This window comes from Pseudomonas hormoni (assembly GCF_018502625.1).
Taxonomy (GTDB): domain Bacteria; phylum Pseudomonadota; class Gammaproteobacteria; order Pseudomonadales; family Pseudomonadaceae; genus Aquipseudomonas; species Aquipseudomonas hormoni.
In genome coordinates this window covers 2,808,383-2,822,068 of sequence record NZ_CP075566.1, presented here as the reverse complement: position 1 = coordinate 2,822,068, position 13,686 = coordinate 2,808,383, and the positions used below count along the sequence as shown (strand labels likewise).

The 13,686-nt window shown below is 60.3% G+C and carries 15 protein-coding genes and 1 pseudogene; 7 read left to right on the top strand and 9 right to left on the bottom strand.

What is annotated here, in order from left to right; genetic code table 11:
• Nucleotides 1-216 precede the first annotated feature (216 nt).
• The 3 genes and pseudogenes from glsB (at nt 217) to KJF94_RS30545 (ending at nt 2,324) form a co-directional block, all read left to right on the top strand.
• A complete protein-coding gene (glsB, locus tag KJF94_RS13080; protein WP_214384002.1) occupies nt 217-1,125 on the top strand; it encodes a glutaminase B in 909 nt (302 codons plus the stop codon).
• Nucleotides 1,126-1,232: 107 nt separating this feature from the next.
• Nucleotides 1,233-1,898 (top strand): annotated as a pseudogene (locus tag KJF94_RS30550) (methyl-accepting chemotaxis protein); the annotation flags it as partial.
• A gap of 3 nt (nt 1,899-1,901) precedes the next feature.
• Nucleotides 1,902-2,324: a CZB domain-containing protein gene (locus KJF94_RS30545; RefSeq protein ID WP_431768157.1), complete on the top strand. Its 423-nt coding sequence runs from the start codon at nt 1,902-1,904 to the stop codon at nt 2,322-2,324.
• A 1-nt stretch (nt 2,325) separates the two neighbouring features.
• Here KJF94_RS30545 and KJF94_RS13070 read toward each other — a convergent pair whose 3' ends face one another.
• On the bottom strand, nt 2,326-2,508 hold the full coding sequence (locus tag KJF94_RS13070) for a peptidoglycan-binding domain-containing protein (protein WP_250548276.1): 183 nt from the start codon (nt 2,506-2,508) through the stop codon (nt 2,326-2,328).
• 165 nt (nt 2,509-2,673) lie between these two features.
• Between KJF94_RS13070 and KJF94_RS13065 the strand changes: the two genes are divergently transcribed.
• Together KJF94_RS13065 and KJF94_RS13060 are read left to right on the top strand one after the other, a co-directional pair.
• On the top strand, nt 2,674-4,176 hold the full coding sequence (locus KJF94_RS13065) for an aldehyde dehydrogenase family protein (RefSeq protein WP_214383998.1): 1,503 nt from the start codon (nt 2,674-2,676) through the stop codon (nt 4,174-4,176).
• Between the two features lie 74 nt (nt 4,177-4,250).
• Complete coding sequence (locus KJF94_RS13060; RefSeq protein WP_214383996.1) at nt 4,251-4,601, top strand: BON domain-containing protein; 351 nt, start codon at nt 4,251-4,253, stop codon at nt 4,599-4,601.
• A gap of 55 nt (nt 4,602-4,656) precedes the next feature.
• Here KJF94_RS13060 and KJF94_RS13055 read toward each other — a convergent pair whose 3' ends face one another.
• Together KJF94_RS13055 and cynS are read right to left on the bottom strand one after the other, a co-directional pair.
• Complete coding sequence (locus KJF94_RS13055; RefSeq protein ID WP_214383994.1) at nt 4,657-5,316, bottom strand: carbonic anhydrase; 660 nt, start codon at nt 5,314-5,316, stop codon at nt 4,657-4,659.
• Between the two features lie 60 nt (nt 5,317-5,376).
• Nucleotides 5,377-5,844: a cyanase gene (gene cynS, locus KJF94_RS13050; protein WP_214383992.1), complete on the bottom strand. Its 468-nt coding sequence runs from the start codon at nt 5,842-5,844 to the stop codon at nt 5,377-5,379.
• 121 nt (nt 5,845-5,965) lie between these two features.
• Here cynS and cynR point away from each other — a divergent pair, with 121 nt between their 5' ends.
• Nucleotides 5,966-6,865 carry a transcriptional regulator CynR gene (gene cynR, locus KJF94_RS13045; protein WP_214383990.1) on the top strand — a complete coding sequence of 300 codons (900 nt, stop codon included), beginning with the start codon at nt 5,966-5,968 and terminating at the stop codon, nt 6,863-6,865.
• Here the strand turns inward: cynR and KJF94_RS13040 are convergent.
• The 6 genes from KJF94_RS13040 to KJF94_RS13015 form a co-directional block, all read right to left on the bottom strand.
• On the bottom strand, nt 6,851-7,153 hold the full coding sequence (locus tag KJF94_RS13040) for a hypothetical protein (RefSeq protein WP_214383988.1): 303 nt from the start codon (nt 7,151-7,153) through the stop codon (nt 6,851-6,853). The genes cynR and KJF94_RS13040 overlap by 15 nt on opposite strands.
• Nucleotides 7,154-7,273: 120 nt before the next feature.
• Nucleotides 7,274-7,603 (bottom strand): hypothetical protein, encoded by a 330-nt coding sequence (locus tag KJF94_RS13035; protein ID WP_214383986.1) that lies wholly within the window; start codon nt 7,601-7,603, stop codon nt 7,274-7,276.
• A gap of 222 nt (nt 7,604-7,825) precedes the next feature.
• Nucleotides 7,826-7,978, bottom strand: a complete 153-nt coding sequence (locus KJF94_RS13030) for a hypothetical protein (protein WP_161807478.1) — start codon at nt 7,976-7,978, stop codon at nt 7,826-7,828.
• Nucleotides 7,979-8,123: 145 nt separating this feature from the next.
• Nucleotides 8,124-8,627 (bottom strand): GNAT family N-acetyltransferase, encoded by a 504-nt coding sequence (locus KJF94_RS13025; protein WP_214383984.1) that lies wholly within the window; start codon nt 8,625-8,627, stop codon nt 8,124-8,126.
• 52 nt (nt 8,628-8,679) lie between these two features.
• Nucleotides 8,680-10,629 (bottom strand): DNA topoisomerase III, encoded by a 1,950-nt coding sequence (locus KJF94_RS13020; protein WP_214383982.1) that lies wholly within the window; start codon nt 10,627-10,629, stop codon nt 8,680-8,682.
• A 117-nt stretch (nt 10,630-10,746) separates the two neighbouring features.
• The gene (locus KJF94_RS13015) at nt 10,747-12,975 is read right to left on the bottom strand and encodes a C1 family peptidase (RefSeq protein WP_214383980.1); all 2,229 of its coding nucleotides are present in this window, start codon (nt 12,973-12,975) and stop codon (nt 10,747-10,749) included.
• Nucleotides 12,976-13,294: 319 nt separating this feature from the next.
• Here KJF94_RS13015 and KJF94_RS13010 point away from each other — a divergent pair, with 319 nt between their 5' ends.
• The gene (locus tag KJF94_RS13010; protein ID WP_214383978.1) at nt 13,295-13,663 is read left to right on the top strand and encodes a DUF427 domain-containing protein; all 369 of its coding nucleotides are present in this window, start codon (nt 13,295-13,297) and stop codon (nt 13,661-13,663) included.
• Nucleotides 13,664-13,686 lie beyond the last annotated feature (23 nt).

The following is a 13,686-nucleotide window of genomic DNA, read 5'->3' as shown; positions in this document are numbered from 1 at the left end:
AGCGCAGATCCCTGTGGGAGCGGGCTTGCCCGCGATGAGGCCGGCAAATCCAGTATTGATGTCGTCTGACACACCGCTATCGCGGGCAAGCCCGCTCCCACAGGGAGTAGAGGTGTTAATGAGATTGTGCTCAGGCAATCTGTGATCCGCTGCTGACCGCCAGCGTCTAGCGTCAGTGTCCCCGCAATCCCATGGGGCGAGACTTCGGAACCCGGCATGCAAGCGCTGTTGAACGAGATCCTTGACGCAGTTCGTCCCCTGATCGGTCAGGGCAAGGTGGCTGATTACATTCCTGCCCTTGGCACGGTGCCGGCCAATCAGCTTGGCATCGCCGTGTATGGCAACGACGGCGAACTGTTTTGCGCCGGCGACGCCCACACGCCGTTCTCGGTGCAGAGTATTTCCAAGGTGTTCAGCCTGGTGCAGGCCATCGACCATTCCGGCGAAGCCATCTGGCAGCGCCTGGGCCACGAACCTTCCGGCCAGCCGTTCAACTCGCTGGTGCAACTGGAGTTCGAGCGCGGGCGCCCGCGCAATCCGTTTATCAACGCCGGCGCGCTGGTGATCTGCGACATCAACCAGTCGCGTTTTGCCGCACCGGCGTTGTCGATGCGCGACTTTGTCCGGCGCCTGTCGGGCAACCCGCAGGTGATGGTGGACGGCAAGGTCGCCGAGTCCGAATACCAGCACCGTGCGCGCAACGCCGCCATGGCGTACCTGATGCAATCCTTCGGCAATTTTCACAACGATGTCGAAGCGGTATTGCGCAGCTACTTCAGTCATTGCGCCCTGCGCATGAGCTGCGCGGACCTGGCCCGGGCGTTCTGCTTCCTGGCCAACGACGGTTTCTGCAAACACAGCGGCGAGCAGATCCTAAGCCCCCGCCAGACCCAGCAAGTCAACTCGATCATGGCCACCAGCGGCCTTTACGACGAAGCAGGCAACTTCGCCTATCGCGTCGGCCTGCCCGGCAAGAGCGGCGTGGGCGGCGGGATCGTCGCGGTGGTGCCGGGGCAGTTCACGGTGTGCGTCTGGTCGCCGGAACTGAACACGGCCGGTAACTCACTCGCGGGCATGGCCGCGCTGGAGCTACTGAGCCAGCGGATTGGCTGGTCGGTGTTCTGACCCCGTCGGCGTGGTCTTTAGTTTTTTCGTCGGATTGGATCTTTTACCCGGCACTGATCGTTCGTATTGTCCGCGCCTTTGACGCAGTGCGTCGGGGGCGTAAGGGAATGGCGATGAATTTCACGTGGCGGCGCAAAACCACCGAGTACAACGTCGAACTGCCCTTTGCGGCGAGCGAGCCGACGGTCACGGCAGGCGCCGATGAAGTACTGCTGGCCGACCGCAAAGCCGAGTTGCGCGATCGCGATTTTTTCCGCGGCCTGGCGCAACACCTGCTGATCTGCGGCAACTCGCTGTCGCCGGTCAGCGAATCGTTCTCGATGCTCAACCAGCGCCTCAAACTCAATCACCAACGGGCGGAAACCGTCGCCCGCGCCGCCATCGACAACCGTGAGCAGGTCAGCCACCTGCAGGAACAATCGCGGGTCATGGCGGCGGGGCTGGACGCGCTGGAAGGCGTGATCACCCATCTGGTGGGCCGTGCCAGCGAGATCGACCGCATCGTTGACCTGATCAGCGACATCGCCCGCAAGACCAACCTGCTGGCACTCAACGCGGCCATCGAAGCCGCCCGCGCCGGGGACACCGGACGTGGATTCGCGGTGGTGGCCGGGGAAGTGCGGCTGCTGGCGGAAAAGACCGCCGAAGCCACGCGGGAAATCGTCAAGGAAACCACGGCCATCCAGCAGGAAATCAGCCAGGCCAAACAGGCGATTTCGCAACAGAGCCAGGTCTCAAACGCCTTCGGCGCGGTGATCGACAAAACCGCGGAAGCCATGGCCGGCATGTACGGTGAGGCGCAGCAGATGCAGCGCGAAATCGACCAGTCGCACCTGCTGTCTGACGTCGAACTGGCCAACCTGCAAGAACTGACGCTTAAAGTCACGGTGTACGACCGCCTGCTCAACCCCAAGCCGCATTCACCGCTGACCCTGCCCGACGAAACCGAGTGCCTGTTCGGCCAGTGGTACTACGGTGATCAGAACCAGAACCAACAGCGCGATGCCGATTTTCGGCGGATGGAAGTGCCGCATCGACTGGTTCACAGCAGCGGTCAGGCCGCGCTCGACGCCCATGGTCGGGGCGAACTGGAAGAGGCGCTCAAGCACGTGGGGCAGATGGAAGAAGCGAACGCGGCCGTGATGCGCACGGTCAAGGGATTGCTGCACGTGCGGCTGCAATCCCCGATCGGCCGTTGAGTCAGAGCGGCAGTGCCTCGACCTGGTTGCACAGGTGCGCAAGTGTTTGATCATCAAGCACCGTGGTGATCTGCAGATGCTCGTGCGCCTGAAACAGATTCATCGCATTCCGGGTCCGTTTGCCGACGATGCCGTCGACAGGGCCGGGATGCCAGCCTAGGTAGCTCAAATAGGCCTGCGCCATCCGGATCCTCAGGTCCGGCGTCCCGCCATAGGAGAACTTCTGATACGCGGCGCTGAGCCGCAAGTCATAGTTGTTGATGGCGTAGCCGAATGCCTGCCGGTTAATGACGATCCGAGGATTTTCCTATACATTTTCTGACCGCCCCTTGCATGGTGAAACCGCTTCATGTCTCTTGCGCTCGAACGTCTAGTCGCTGGCACCCCAATTCCTTTCGCTGGTAACCGCGTCACCGTGGTCAGCCCCGAACTGGCCTTGCGCTTTCAGCCCGGGGACCACCTGCTGGTGGAGCAGGTCAGCGGCGAGTTGTTGCTGATTCCCGTCGCGGACCAGAAAGCGGCGGCGGTAGCGATCGAGCGGGCCGAAGAGGCCTTTACCGCGATGTCCGCCGTTTCGGATCAGGCAATCAGTGAGTTCTTCGACTTCTTTGCCCAGCGCCTTGAAGATCAGGACTGCTGGAACTTGATCGAGGCTGCCAACCTCGCCGACATCGAGTGGGCCAAGTCACGTGGCCGCTCGACCACGCGCTTGCTGGCCGATGAGCGCATGCGCCGCGACATGATCGCGGGCCTCAGGGCGTGGCGCGATGCGTCCGCCACGCGCGGCAAAGTGATCAGCTGCGTCGAGCATGACGGCTGGAAAGTCGAGCAGGTGGTTTCGCCCCTGGGCATCGTCGCCTTCGTCTTCGAAGGCCGGCCTAATGTCTTCGCCGATGCCGCTGGTGTGCTGCGTACCGGCAACACCGCCGTGCTGCGCATTGGCAGCGACGCCTTGGGCACGGCGCAAGCCATCGTTAACCACGCGTTGAACCCGGCATTGAGCGACGCCGGGTTGCCGGTGGGCGCGGTGTCGCTGGTGGAAAGCGTCAATCACGCCGCCGGTTGGGCGATGTTCGCGGACCGGCGCCTGTCGCTGGCGGTGGCCCGTGGATCGGGGCGTGCCGTCAGCCAATTGGGCAGCATCGCGCAGCAGGCCGGCACCGCTGTCAGCCTGCATGGCACCGGTGGCGCCTGGCTGATCGCCGACAAGGACGCCGACGCCAAGCGTTTTGCCGCTGTCGTGCGCAATTCTCTCGACCGCAAAGTCTGCAACACCCTGAACGTTTGCCTGATTCACCGCGATCGCGCCGCCGAACTGGTGCCGCTGTTTCTGCACGCCTTGAAACAGGCTGGTTCCGCACGGGACGAGGGTTGCAAGTTGCACATCGTCGAGGGCAGCGAGTCGTTCCTGCCTTACGACTGGAGGAAAGCGAAGGTCGACGTCTGCCGCGCCGAAGGTTATCAAACGGAAGCATTGGCCGAACCGCTGCCCGAGGATCAATTGGGCCGCGAGTGGGAATGGGAAGAAACCCCGGAGGTCAGCCTGAAAATCGTTGACGATCTGGGCAGCGCCATCGCCTTGTTCAACCGCTACAGCCCTCAATTCACCGTGTCGTTGATCAGTGAGAATGCCGAAGCCCATGAGCGTTTCTACAACGCGGTCAACGCGCCTTTTGTCGGTAACGGCATCACCCGCTGGGTCGACGGTCAATACGCGCTGAACAAACCGGAACTGGGGCTTTCGAACTGGGAGAGCGGCCGCCTGTTTGCCCGCAGCGCGATTCTCTCGGGTGATGGTGTGTTTACGATTCGCAGTCGCATGACGCAGGTGGATCTGTCAGTCAAACGCTGAGTACCCCGACCACCGACGCAGGTCGCACTATAATTTAGGGTGTCTGCGTCTGCGTTTCGACAGAGGGCTCCGCCATGAAAAATCATTCCTTAGATCATTACTCTCATCAACTGGGAATAATCGCGCACGACGCGTGGCTGACCGCTCGGGTGAAGTCAGCCCTGACGCTGGCCGATCCTGCCCTCAGTTTGCAAGTCCATGTCAAAACACTTGCAGGAACGGTAGTGTTGAGTGGTCGCGTCAATACCCATAAACAGTGTGAGCAGGTCGTTGCGCTGGCCCGCACGGTTCATGGTGTCAATGAAATCGATGCCAGGGAATTGGTGACTCACGTGTTCACGCCCGGAAGCGTTCCAACACCGCCAGACGCCGAGGAAAACTCGGAGATCCGGCCATCATCGTCAGGTAAGCCGGACGACAAATAAATCTGGATTCAGCGCTCCCGTGAACCGGGGGCGCTGCATCGGGTGCCGACATGGATCAAGCCGCTTCCATCGCGTTGCTGTGCACGGCGCAGGTGCTCGGGTGTTCTACTAGCGACACGAACGTGCGGCTGTTGGCGTCCAGCGCATCGACCGAACCGGTTTCAATGTCGTAGACCCAGCCATGCAGGTTCAGCAGGCCTTTTTCCTGAGCCAGCCGCACACTCGGATGAGTCTGGATGTTGGCCAGTTGGGCGATGACGTTTTCCCGCACCATCGAACTCACTTTCGCCGCATCGTTGGCATGAGGGCGCGATTCATTGATCACTTTCGCCGACTCGGCGTGTTGCAACCAGCCGCTGACGGCGGGCAGGTGGTCCATGCATTTGCACGAGGCGACGGCGGTCATGGCGCCGCAGTCCGAATGGCCGCAGATCACGATGTCGGTGACGCCCAGCACGGCCACCGCGTATTCGACCGTGGCCGATACACCGCCCGGATGCGGGCTGTAGGAGGGCACGATGTTGCCGGCGTTACGGATCACGAACAGTTCGCCGGGTTCTTGCTGGGTCAGCAGTTCCGGCACGACACGGCTGTCGGAACAGGTGATGAACAGCGTGCCGGGGTGTTGCGTGGTGGCCAGGTGTTTGAACAGGTCAGTGCGTTGCGGAAAGGCTTCCTTCTGGAACTTCAAAAAACCTTCGATCAGCGTTTTCATTGCGATGTCCTCATGGGTGAGTCGGGTTTGGCCCGCACCTCTGTGCGGGCCGGTATCCACTTAGAAAGGACGCAGTGGCAGGAATTTGCCGTCCAGGGTGATTACTGCGCGGGAGCCGCCTTCCGGGTCTTCGACTTTCTTCATGTCGAGCTTGAAGTTGATCGCGCTGATGATGCCGTCGCCGAATTGCTCATGAACCAGGGCTTTCAAGGTGGTGCCGTAAATCTGGATCATCTCGTAGAAGCGATAGATGGTCGGGTCGGTCGGGACACCCGAAAGGCTGCCGCGCAGCGGGATGATCTGCAGGCGGGCCACGGCGTCGGCGTCCAGGTCGAGTTTTTCGCCAATCACTTTGGCGGCGGCTTCCGGCAGTGGATGCTGACCGAGCAGGGCGGCGGTGACGTAGGCCAGGCCGAGGCCGGTGCCGTCGGTCAGGTCCTGCCAGGACAGGTTTTTGCGCGCCTTGGCGTCGAGGATCGACGTGGTCAGGGCCAGACTCGGGTCGTTGTAAGCGTGGGACTGTTGCATGGGGTTTCTCCTGTCGGCGTGGTGTTGCTTGGGTGTGAAGCTATCTTCTGCCGATTGATTCATAGCGTCCAAGACCGATATACAATGCTATGCATAAGTCCTGCCTATAGGTTGAACCCTGATGTTGCTCCGACATTTGCGTTATTTGCTGGCGGTCGCCGACCACGGCGTTTTCACCCGTGCTGCCGAGGCGCTGCACGTGTCGCAGCCGACCTTGTCGCAGCAGATCCGCCAACTGGAAGAAACCCTGGGAGTGAGCCTGTTCGACCGCACCTCGCGCACGGTCAAACCGACTGACGCGGGCGAGGCCTACATCGAATGCGCAAGGCGGGTGCTGGTGGAACTGGAGGCGGGCAAACGGGCACTTCATGACGTGAAGGATTTGTCCCGCGGGGCGTTGCGGCTGGCGATGACACCGACCTTCATGGCGTATCTGGTCGGGCCGTTGGTGCGCGACCACGTGGCGCGGTATCCGAACATCCACCTGCAGATTTTCGAGCTGTCGATGAGCGACATCGAGGCCGGGCTGCTGGATGACTCACTGGATATCGCCATTGCGTTTGATGAGGTCAGGAACGCCGACATCGAGACGATCCCGGCCTTTACCGAGACGCTGGGGGTGATGGTGGGGCGCAATCATCCGTTGTACGAAAGCCGTGTCGCGCTAACCGCCGAAGCGGTGGCGCAGTTGGAGTTTGCGTTACTGGCGCAGGACTTTGTCACCCGCACCCGTATCGATGAGTACTTCGCCCGGGAGCGGATCACGCCAAAAGTGGTGATCGAGGTGAGCTCGGTGAGCACGTTGCTGGAAGTCATCCGGCACGCGGCCATCGCCACCATCCTTCCGGAGGCCATCGCTACTCAGGAGCGCGTGTTGCACAGGATTCCTTTGCAGGGTGAGGCTCCCAAGCGTGGGGCTGCGCTGTTGCGACGTAAAAACAATTATCACAGTGCGGCGTCGGTAGCCTTTATGGATCTGGTATTGGGAACAGCCGAGTCGCCGACGTCAATCATCGACTGACTGGCACACACCATTGGGAGCCTTGCCGGTGGAGGTCACGGCCACCGAGTCGTCATCGGCCAGGACGATGGACAGCGTGATACCGGAGCCCTTGGCTTCGAAGTGGCGATCGTTGATGGCTTTGGTATCGGCTTCCTTATTGTTGATCATCACCGGCCCGTCCTGATCCGCCTGGACGAGGAACTTGCCGGGGCACTCCACCGCGAATGACGGGACACCCGTGACGCTGTTTGCCTGAGCAGCACTCGTCATCAGCAGCAACAGCAGGAATTTCAGGTTGATTTTCATCGCAAGTCTCCAGAGACCAACAGCGGATACGCTTAACGATAGCTTTGTTTCGCTCAGTGGAGATAAACAAAAAGGCCCCGCTCGATCATTCGAGCGGGGCCTTTTTAAAGTGTTGGATTATCAGTAGAACCGGTCAATCACCCGAACTTCATTCTGGTTCTGCATCGAGGCCCAGGCCTGTTTCAGCGTTTGCAGAACATTACCGATGAAGTCCTTGTCGGCTGCGGCTTTTTTGCCGACATAGCCCTGGCCGCGACGGTACATCTTCAGTCGGGCCAGCAGGTTCTGGTTGTTCTGGTCGAACTCGGCTTCATGGGCATGCGGCGACAGGCAGTCGATATGCACCTGGCCCGACTTGCTGATCCACAGGATATGGCTGTCATGGCTGTCTTTTTGCACAGCGAACATACGAGCCAGTTCATCGATGGTGGGTTGATTGTTCAGATTCATAATAAAGCCCCTTGACCATTTGGTGATCTTTCAAAGTTGATTCGCTAATACAGGTAGCCCATCGGTTAGTTGATCCCTGGCACCGAAACCAGGACGTCAGCGGTCGGCCGCCGAAATGACGGGGTTCCGCGTCTGTTGCATGTAGTCGTGTTGAATAACTGCTACGCAATAGCGTCACAACGAAGAGAAGCAGCGAAAACCTTCAGGCCACTACCGACGTTTTCAGGGTCGGCCACAAGCTTCTTGAGGATTGATCGCCAGCGCTTCTCGTCCTTGTACTGGACGTTCGGGCCAGGTCAGCTTCTTCAATCTGCCTTGTGGGCAGCGTGTATCCGGGAAAAACAGCTCGGCGGTCAGACGAGCTTGCTCAAACATGTTGCCGTACTCCCGATCGGGGAGATGTCTGCATCATGCAAGGGCAAATCGGAGGCGTCAACGGTTTTGTAGTGATTATTTTCAAGCACTACATATTGTCGGACAAAGCTGTTTGGAATGAAGAAGAGGAACCGGAAAGGGCCACTCAGGACGATGGCGGCAAGCTTTGGAAGCGGTAAAAGGTGCAGGGAAAATCGTCCACCGCCTGTTGATGCCGTGTGTACGCGCCATTGGTGAGATCGTCTATCACGCCCGCCCAGAACAAACGCGCGGACTGATTGGCGTCGATGTGGAAAATCTGCCATTGACCGGGGAGCTGGCTCAAGAGGGTGGAAATGACAAACGTCGCGACACCTTGGCCACGAAAGCGGCGGCTGACAAACAGGTAGCCAATGTTGTGCTCGGCACCGGGAAGATGGGTGTGATCGTCCACGGTCACGAAACCGGCCAGTTCCCCGTCGACCTTGATCAGATACGGGCGGGTGGCAGGGTTGCGCCAGTAATCCTGTTGGTCCTGGATATTGAAGAAACCATTCGCACCGATTTTCAGCGGTAGCCATTCACTGAAGTCGTGCAGGTAGAACTGCATCAGGTTTTCAATGGTTTCCAGTTCATCGCGCTGTGCGGCGTGCAGTTCAATCGAGGGCATGCGGGCTCGCTCCTGTCTCAGCGGATCTGATGAACAGTAGACCATCGCTCGATCACGCCTTGCTTGCCGGTTTCGCTGCGCGTTTGCTAGCGCTCCCGGGTTTGCGCTTGGCCGGTTTGCGTTTGTTTTTCCACGGTGCGGCGCCGCGTCCGGCAGGGCTTGCCGGGCCGTTGATGGTCAGGCTGAGGCCGGCGCAGCGGGCAACCTGCTTGCTCATCCACGCGGCTTGTTTGGTGACGAACTCTTCCAGGCTCATTTCGCCGCTTTGCACCATGTCCAGCGCCTGTTCCCAGATCGCCGTGGTGCCCGGATCGGCAATGGCGCGCGGCACCGCATCGATCAGGCTGAAAGCGGCTGGCGTCGCGGCCAGCGCCTTGCCGTTCTTGATCAGGTAACCACGGTCGAGCAGGCCCTGGATGATCGAGGCGCGGGTGGCTTCGGTGCCAATCCCGGTGGTGTCCTTGAGTTTCTGCTTGAGCAGCGGGTCTTCCACCAGTTTGGCGACGTTCTTCATCGCCTTGATCAGGTCACCTTCGGTGAACGGTTTGGGCGGTTGGGTCCAGAGGTCCTTTAGCTTCACGTCGGCTACTGCGCACTCACGCCCTTCAGCCAATGTCGGCAATGTTTGTGGCGCCGGCGCTTCGCGGCCCTTGACTGGTGCGAGGGCCTCGGGCAAGGCGCGCTTCCAGCCAGCCTCGATGATCTGCTTGCCGACGGCACGCAAGGCTTCACCGGCACAGTCGAAGTCGGCCTGGGTCCGGTCGTATTCATGATTGGGCAGAAACTGCGCCAGATAACGCGCACGGATCAGGGTGTAGACCGCTCGCTGCTTGCCCGCCAGCCGATCAAGATTCTTCGCGGCGGCAGTGGGGATGATGCCGTGGTGAGCGCTGACTTTCGCATCGTTCCATGCCCGTGAGCGCCGCTGGGGTTCCAGGTAATCCTGCAAGGCGTTGAGGGCGGGATCAGCCTGCTTCAACGCCGCCAGAATACCTGGCGCTTCACTGTGTTGACTGACCGGCAGGTAGCCACAATCACTGCGCGGATAGGTAATGACCTTGTGGGTTTCGTAAAGCGCCTGGGCGATGTCGAGCGTTTCCTGAGCGCCGAGGCCAAGCTTCTTCGAGCAGACTTCCTGCAAAGTGCCCAGATCGAAGGGCAGCGGTGCCACTTCACGCATCCGCTCGGTGCGCAGCTTGATCACCCGGGCACTCGCCGCGCTGCAAATCGCCGCCGCCGCTTGTTGCGCCAGCGTCTGGTTGAGGCAGCGATCCTGATCGTCGCAAGCGTCGGAAACCGCGCGCCACTGTGCGGTGAACGCGGTGCCATCGTGCAGCAGTTGCACGTCGATGGCCCAGTAGGCCACCGGGACGAAATCGGCAATGCTGCGGTCGCGATCCACTACCAGCCGCAGGGTCGGTGTTTGCACCCGGCCGACCGGCAATACGCCCTGATAACCGGACTGACGCCCCAGCAACGTGAACAACCGGCTCATGTTCATCCCGATCAGCCAGTCGGCCCGTGAACGTCCCAATGCCGAATGATAGAGGCTGAACGTCTCCGCTCCCGGCTTCAGCGCAGCCAACGCCTTGCGGATCGACGCATCGTCCAGCGCCGAGAGCCACAACCGCTGGATCGGCCCGCGATAACGGCAATGCTCCACCAGCTCCCGGGCGATCATTTCGCCCTCACGGTCGGCATCAGTGGCGATCACCAGGTCATCGGCCTCGCCGAGCAAGCGTTTGACGGCCTTGTATTGACTGGCGGTGCGCGGTTTGACGGTCATTTTCCATTTGTCTGGAATGATCGGCAGATCTGCCAGCACCCATCGCTTGTAGCGCGCGTCATAGGCATCCGGCGGCGCGGTTTCCAGCAGATGGCCGATGCACCAGGTCACCGTGACGTCCGTTCCCAGCCAGCAGCCGTCGCCGCGACGCCGGGCGCCGAGCACGGCCGCAATGTCTTTGGCCTGGGAAGGTTTTTCACAGAGGTACAACCGCATAACCACCATCGTTCATCAGCTGCCGGGAGGTGCACAGAATGGCGGCTGATGAGCGATGGAGCAATCTTTATCTGTATGGATGTACAGCTCGTGCATTTCGATTCATTGCAACAAGGGTCAGTAGTTCAGGTTAACCACCGGCTGCGCGAGTTTGGCGCCTGGTGTCAGTCGAAGAATGGTCAGCAAAACGCTGGTGATGACGTTGATGTCATTGTCGAACCCACCGTGGGAAGTGTCCGCCTTCACGCCCGCGCCGTAGTTCATCTTCGGCTCGTTGAAGATGTGCAGGGTTTGCGCGAGCGCGTCCGGCAGCCCACGGCCGGTTGTGGCGAAACCGGTCGGAATGCTGTTGCCCCAGTAAAAGCGGTTCCATTGTTCGGTCATGTTCCGGGCGGCAATGTTCCATAACGCCAGATCGGGGGCGCTAAAGTTCTGGCAGTTCCCGTCGAGGCTGCTGGCCATGCCCAGCAGCGGCATACGCTGCAGTTCCTCATAAGCCCGGGAAACCAGGTACAACAGCGATTTGTGGTACGCGCCAATGACGTTGTCCGTCTGTTCGCGCTGGTCGGACATCAGGTAAATGTGGAAGTCCTTGCGCTTGAGCCCGCCGTCTTCGATGACTTTGCGGTAGGTCTGGTTGGCAAAGTCGAGGGTGCACGCCGGGGCCATCAGCGTCGATGTCTCGGTCGGCAACTTTCTGGCCCACAACAGGCGGATCAAGTGGCCGTTGATCAATGAGCCGGCAGAATGACCGATCAGGTGCAGCTCGACTTTTTTCGGGCCCAGGTCGTCGACCAGTTTTTTCAGGTTGTCTGCCATTTCCACCAGGCCCCGCGGTGTGAAACCCGCAACGGCAGCGGCTTCGGCGTTCTGTTTCATCTGGCTCCACTGATCGCCACCCAGTTTCTTGGTCGCCAGCTCGACCGTGCGATCAAGGCCTTCTACGGTTTTGTCCTTGATCAGTTTCAACACGTCGCTGACGCCGCCGGCCTCGAACACGCCGGGCAGGGTGTCCTGAATGATGTCCGCCAGTGTTTCCAGCGCTCCGGTGCGCCAGGTCACGAACAGTGGATAAATACCGTTTTCGAGGAAGTAGGGTGCCATGGCGCAAATCCGGTTGATGGAGTCCTGTTCGGAGTTGAGCCCGCCATGGGCCACAATGGCGATGCGTAAAACAGAGGGTTTGCTGGACGCAGGCAGCTTGTCGTACCAGGCGCGAGGCGCTTCGTAGACGATCCGCTTGACCCCCGCCCGGACGTTTTCCACGTCCGTCAGCCGGGGGCCGATGCTGCCGTTGTTTTCCATGACGATGGTCAGGCCGTACGCCTGATCCTTGGTCAACAGTGCGGGCCCTTTGCGTTCTGAATCGCGGGCGCTGGCGGTGAATAACGAAAAGCCTTCACGCTTGGCGATGGAGCTCGACAAAGCGTTGCGAAACGGTGATTGCACATCGGCCCTGGCGCGTGACGTGCGCGAGTTTTGGGAGAGCCCGCCATGTTCGATCGGTACGCCGAGGGCCACGGTCCAGGCATCGGTGCCGTTGGCCAGCCAGTCTTCGAACGTCAGGATGGCGAAGCCCGAAAATCCCCAGTCGGTGGACCAGGAGTTCTGCACGATGAAGCCCTGACGGGTGTAGCCGATCAAGGCAAAGGCATGACCGCCCTGATTGTTTGCCGACCACTTGATCACGGGCAGTTGCGACATGCTTTCGAACGCCGCCACCGGGCTTTTTCTGCCTTTGGGTCGCATCAGCGCCCAGCCTTGATGCACATTGGCCGAGACGTAAAGCGCACCGGCTTCATACAGCGCCGCCATCATCGCGGTGACATCGTCCTTCTCGACGCGGTAGTAAACCCCCAGCGGCCGGGTCACGGCATCGGCGGCCCAATTCTCGGCGGGTGCCTCGAACGCCGGGACCGAACCATCAGGCTTGACGGTGTAGGGCCACAATTTCTGCGCGCAGACGCCATGTTTGTGCCAGCCCTTCAAAGCGCCCCGGCAGCTCGAACCCGAGTAATCCTCGCCCGGCCATTCGTCATACAGCTTGGCCAGGTGATAGAGCTGGCGCGGGCTGGTTTTGGTGGACGCGCGGTCCCGTCGCCACAACAGAAAGTTGACCACCGCCGCCAGGCCAAACCCGGTGCAGGCTCCCTCGCTGCCCTGGAACAGCACCATGTCTCTGGCCAGATACCCTGAGAGTTCGGCGGCGATGTCCTTGTCGGCGGGCCAGGAGGGCGGTAGCGACTGGATTCGTGGAGTGAACAGGCGATCACGCAGATCGAGGCGATCCGGGCGTGCATCGAGGGTGATGATCGTTTGATCGAGGGAGAATCGACTGGCCGGCATGTTGGTGACCCTCAGGTTTCTGAGACTCGAACCCCCACACCACGACGACCTGACTGCGAAGCAGGGATGTCAACGGTGCTATTGATCGTAGACGATATTTCGGCGCAGTTGAGCCGTTGGTCTATTAGGGTCTACAGACGGATAACCGTCATGGTTCCCCCCGTTCGGCTGTGAAGGCGTCGTGATGACGAAATCTGGGTTATACATGACAGAGTTGTGTTCTCAAGTGTTGGGGCCGCTGCGCGACACGTCGCGGGCAAGTCGAATCGCCGCATCGCACGCTCCCACAGGTTTACCATCGTCCCGAGGAACGCATTTTATGAAAAGCTCCGGTCCCAGTCCTGTCATCACCATCGCCGAGCAGCCCGGCTGCCTGCTGGTGAAGTTTCACGGTATTCAGGTGGCCGCGTCCACGCGCGCGCTGGTGCTGCTGGAGGCCAATTATCCTCCGGTGTATTACGTCCCGCGGGAGGACATCGCCGAGCAGTATTTTGCCCGCACCGATCACACGAGCTATTGCCCTTACAAGGGCGACGCGAGCTATTTCAGCCTGCAGATTCCGGGGCATGAGGGTGCCAATGCGGTATGGAGCTATGAAGACCCCAAAGTGTCGGTAGAACAGATTAAAAATTACGTGGCGTTCTATCCCGATCAAGTAACGTTCGAGCTTCTCAAAGACGTCGAGTGATTGAAAACGCCCTGCATTGACAG

Excerpts from the sequence above, each read along its gene's own strand:
- KJF94_RS13020 (WP_214383982.1), bottom strand. The coding sequence starts at position 10,629 with ATGCGGTTGTACCTCTGTGAAAAACCTTCCCAGGCCAAAGACATTGCG.
- KJF94_RS13070 (WP_250548276.1), bottom strand. The coding sequence starts at position 2,508 with ATGGCGCAGGCCTATTTGAGCTACCTAGGCTGGCATCCCGGCCCTGTC.
- KJF94_RS30545 (WP_431768157.1), top strand. The coding sequence starts at position 1,902 with ATGGCCGGCATGTACGGTGAGGCGCAGCAGATGCAGCGCGAAATCGAC.
- glsB (WP_214384002.1), top strand. The coding sequence starts at position 217 with ATGCAAGCGCTGTTGAACGAGATCCTTGACGCAGTTCGTCCCCTGATC.
- KJF94_RS13040 (WP_214383988.1), bottom strand. The coding sequence starts at position 7,153 with ATGAAAATCAACCTGAAATTCCTGCTGTTGCTGCTGATGACGAGTGCT.
- KJF94_RS13015 (WP_214383980.1), bottom strand. The coding sequence starts at position 12,975 with ATGCCGGCCAGTCGATTCTCCCTCGATCAAACGATCATCACCCTCGAT.
- cynR (WP_214383990.1), top strand. The coding sequence starts at position 5,966 with ATGTTGCTCCGACATTTGCGTTATTTGCTGGCGGTCGCCGACCACGGC.
- cynS (WP_214383992.1), bottom strand. The coding sequence starts at position 5,844 with ATGCAACAGTCCCACGCTTACAACGACCCGAGTCTGGCCCTGACCACG.
- KJF94_RS13035 (WP_214383986.1), bottom strand. The coding sequence starts at position 7,603 with ATGAATCTGAACAATCAACCCACCATCGATGAACTGGCTCGTATGTTC.
- KJF94_RS13025 (WP_214383984.1), bottom strand. The coding sequence starts at position 8,627 with ATGCCCTCGATTGAACTGCACGCCGCACAGCGCGATGAACTGGAAACC.
- KJF94_RS13065 (WP_214383998.1), top strand. The coding sequence starts at position 2,674 with ATGTCTCTTGCGCTCGAACGTCTAGTCGCTGGCACCCCAATTCCTTTC.
- KJF94_RS13055 (WP_214383994.1), bottom strand. The coding sequence starts at position 5,316 with ATGAAAACGCTGATCGAAGGTTTTTTGAAGTTCCAGAAGGAAGCCTTT.
- KJF94_RS13030 (WP_161807478.1), bottom strand. The coding sequence starts at position 7,978 with ATGTTTGAGCAAGCTCGTCTGACCGCCGAGCTGTTTTTCCCGGATACA.
- KJF94_RS13060 (WP_214383996.1), top strand. The coding sequence starts at position 4,251 with ATGAAAAATCATTCCTTAGATCATTACTCTCATCAACTGGGAATAATC.
- KJF94_RS13010 (WP_214383978.1), top strand. The coding sequence starts at position 13,295 with ATGAAAAGCTCCGGTCCCAGTCCTGTCATCACCATCGCCGAGCAGCCC.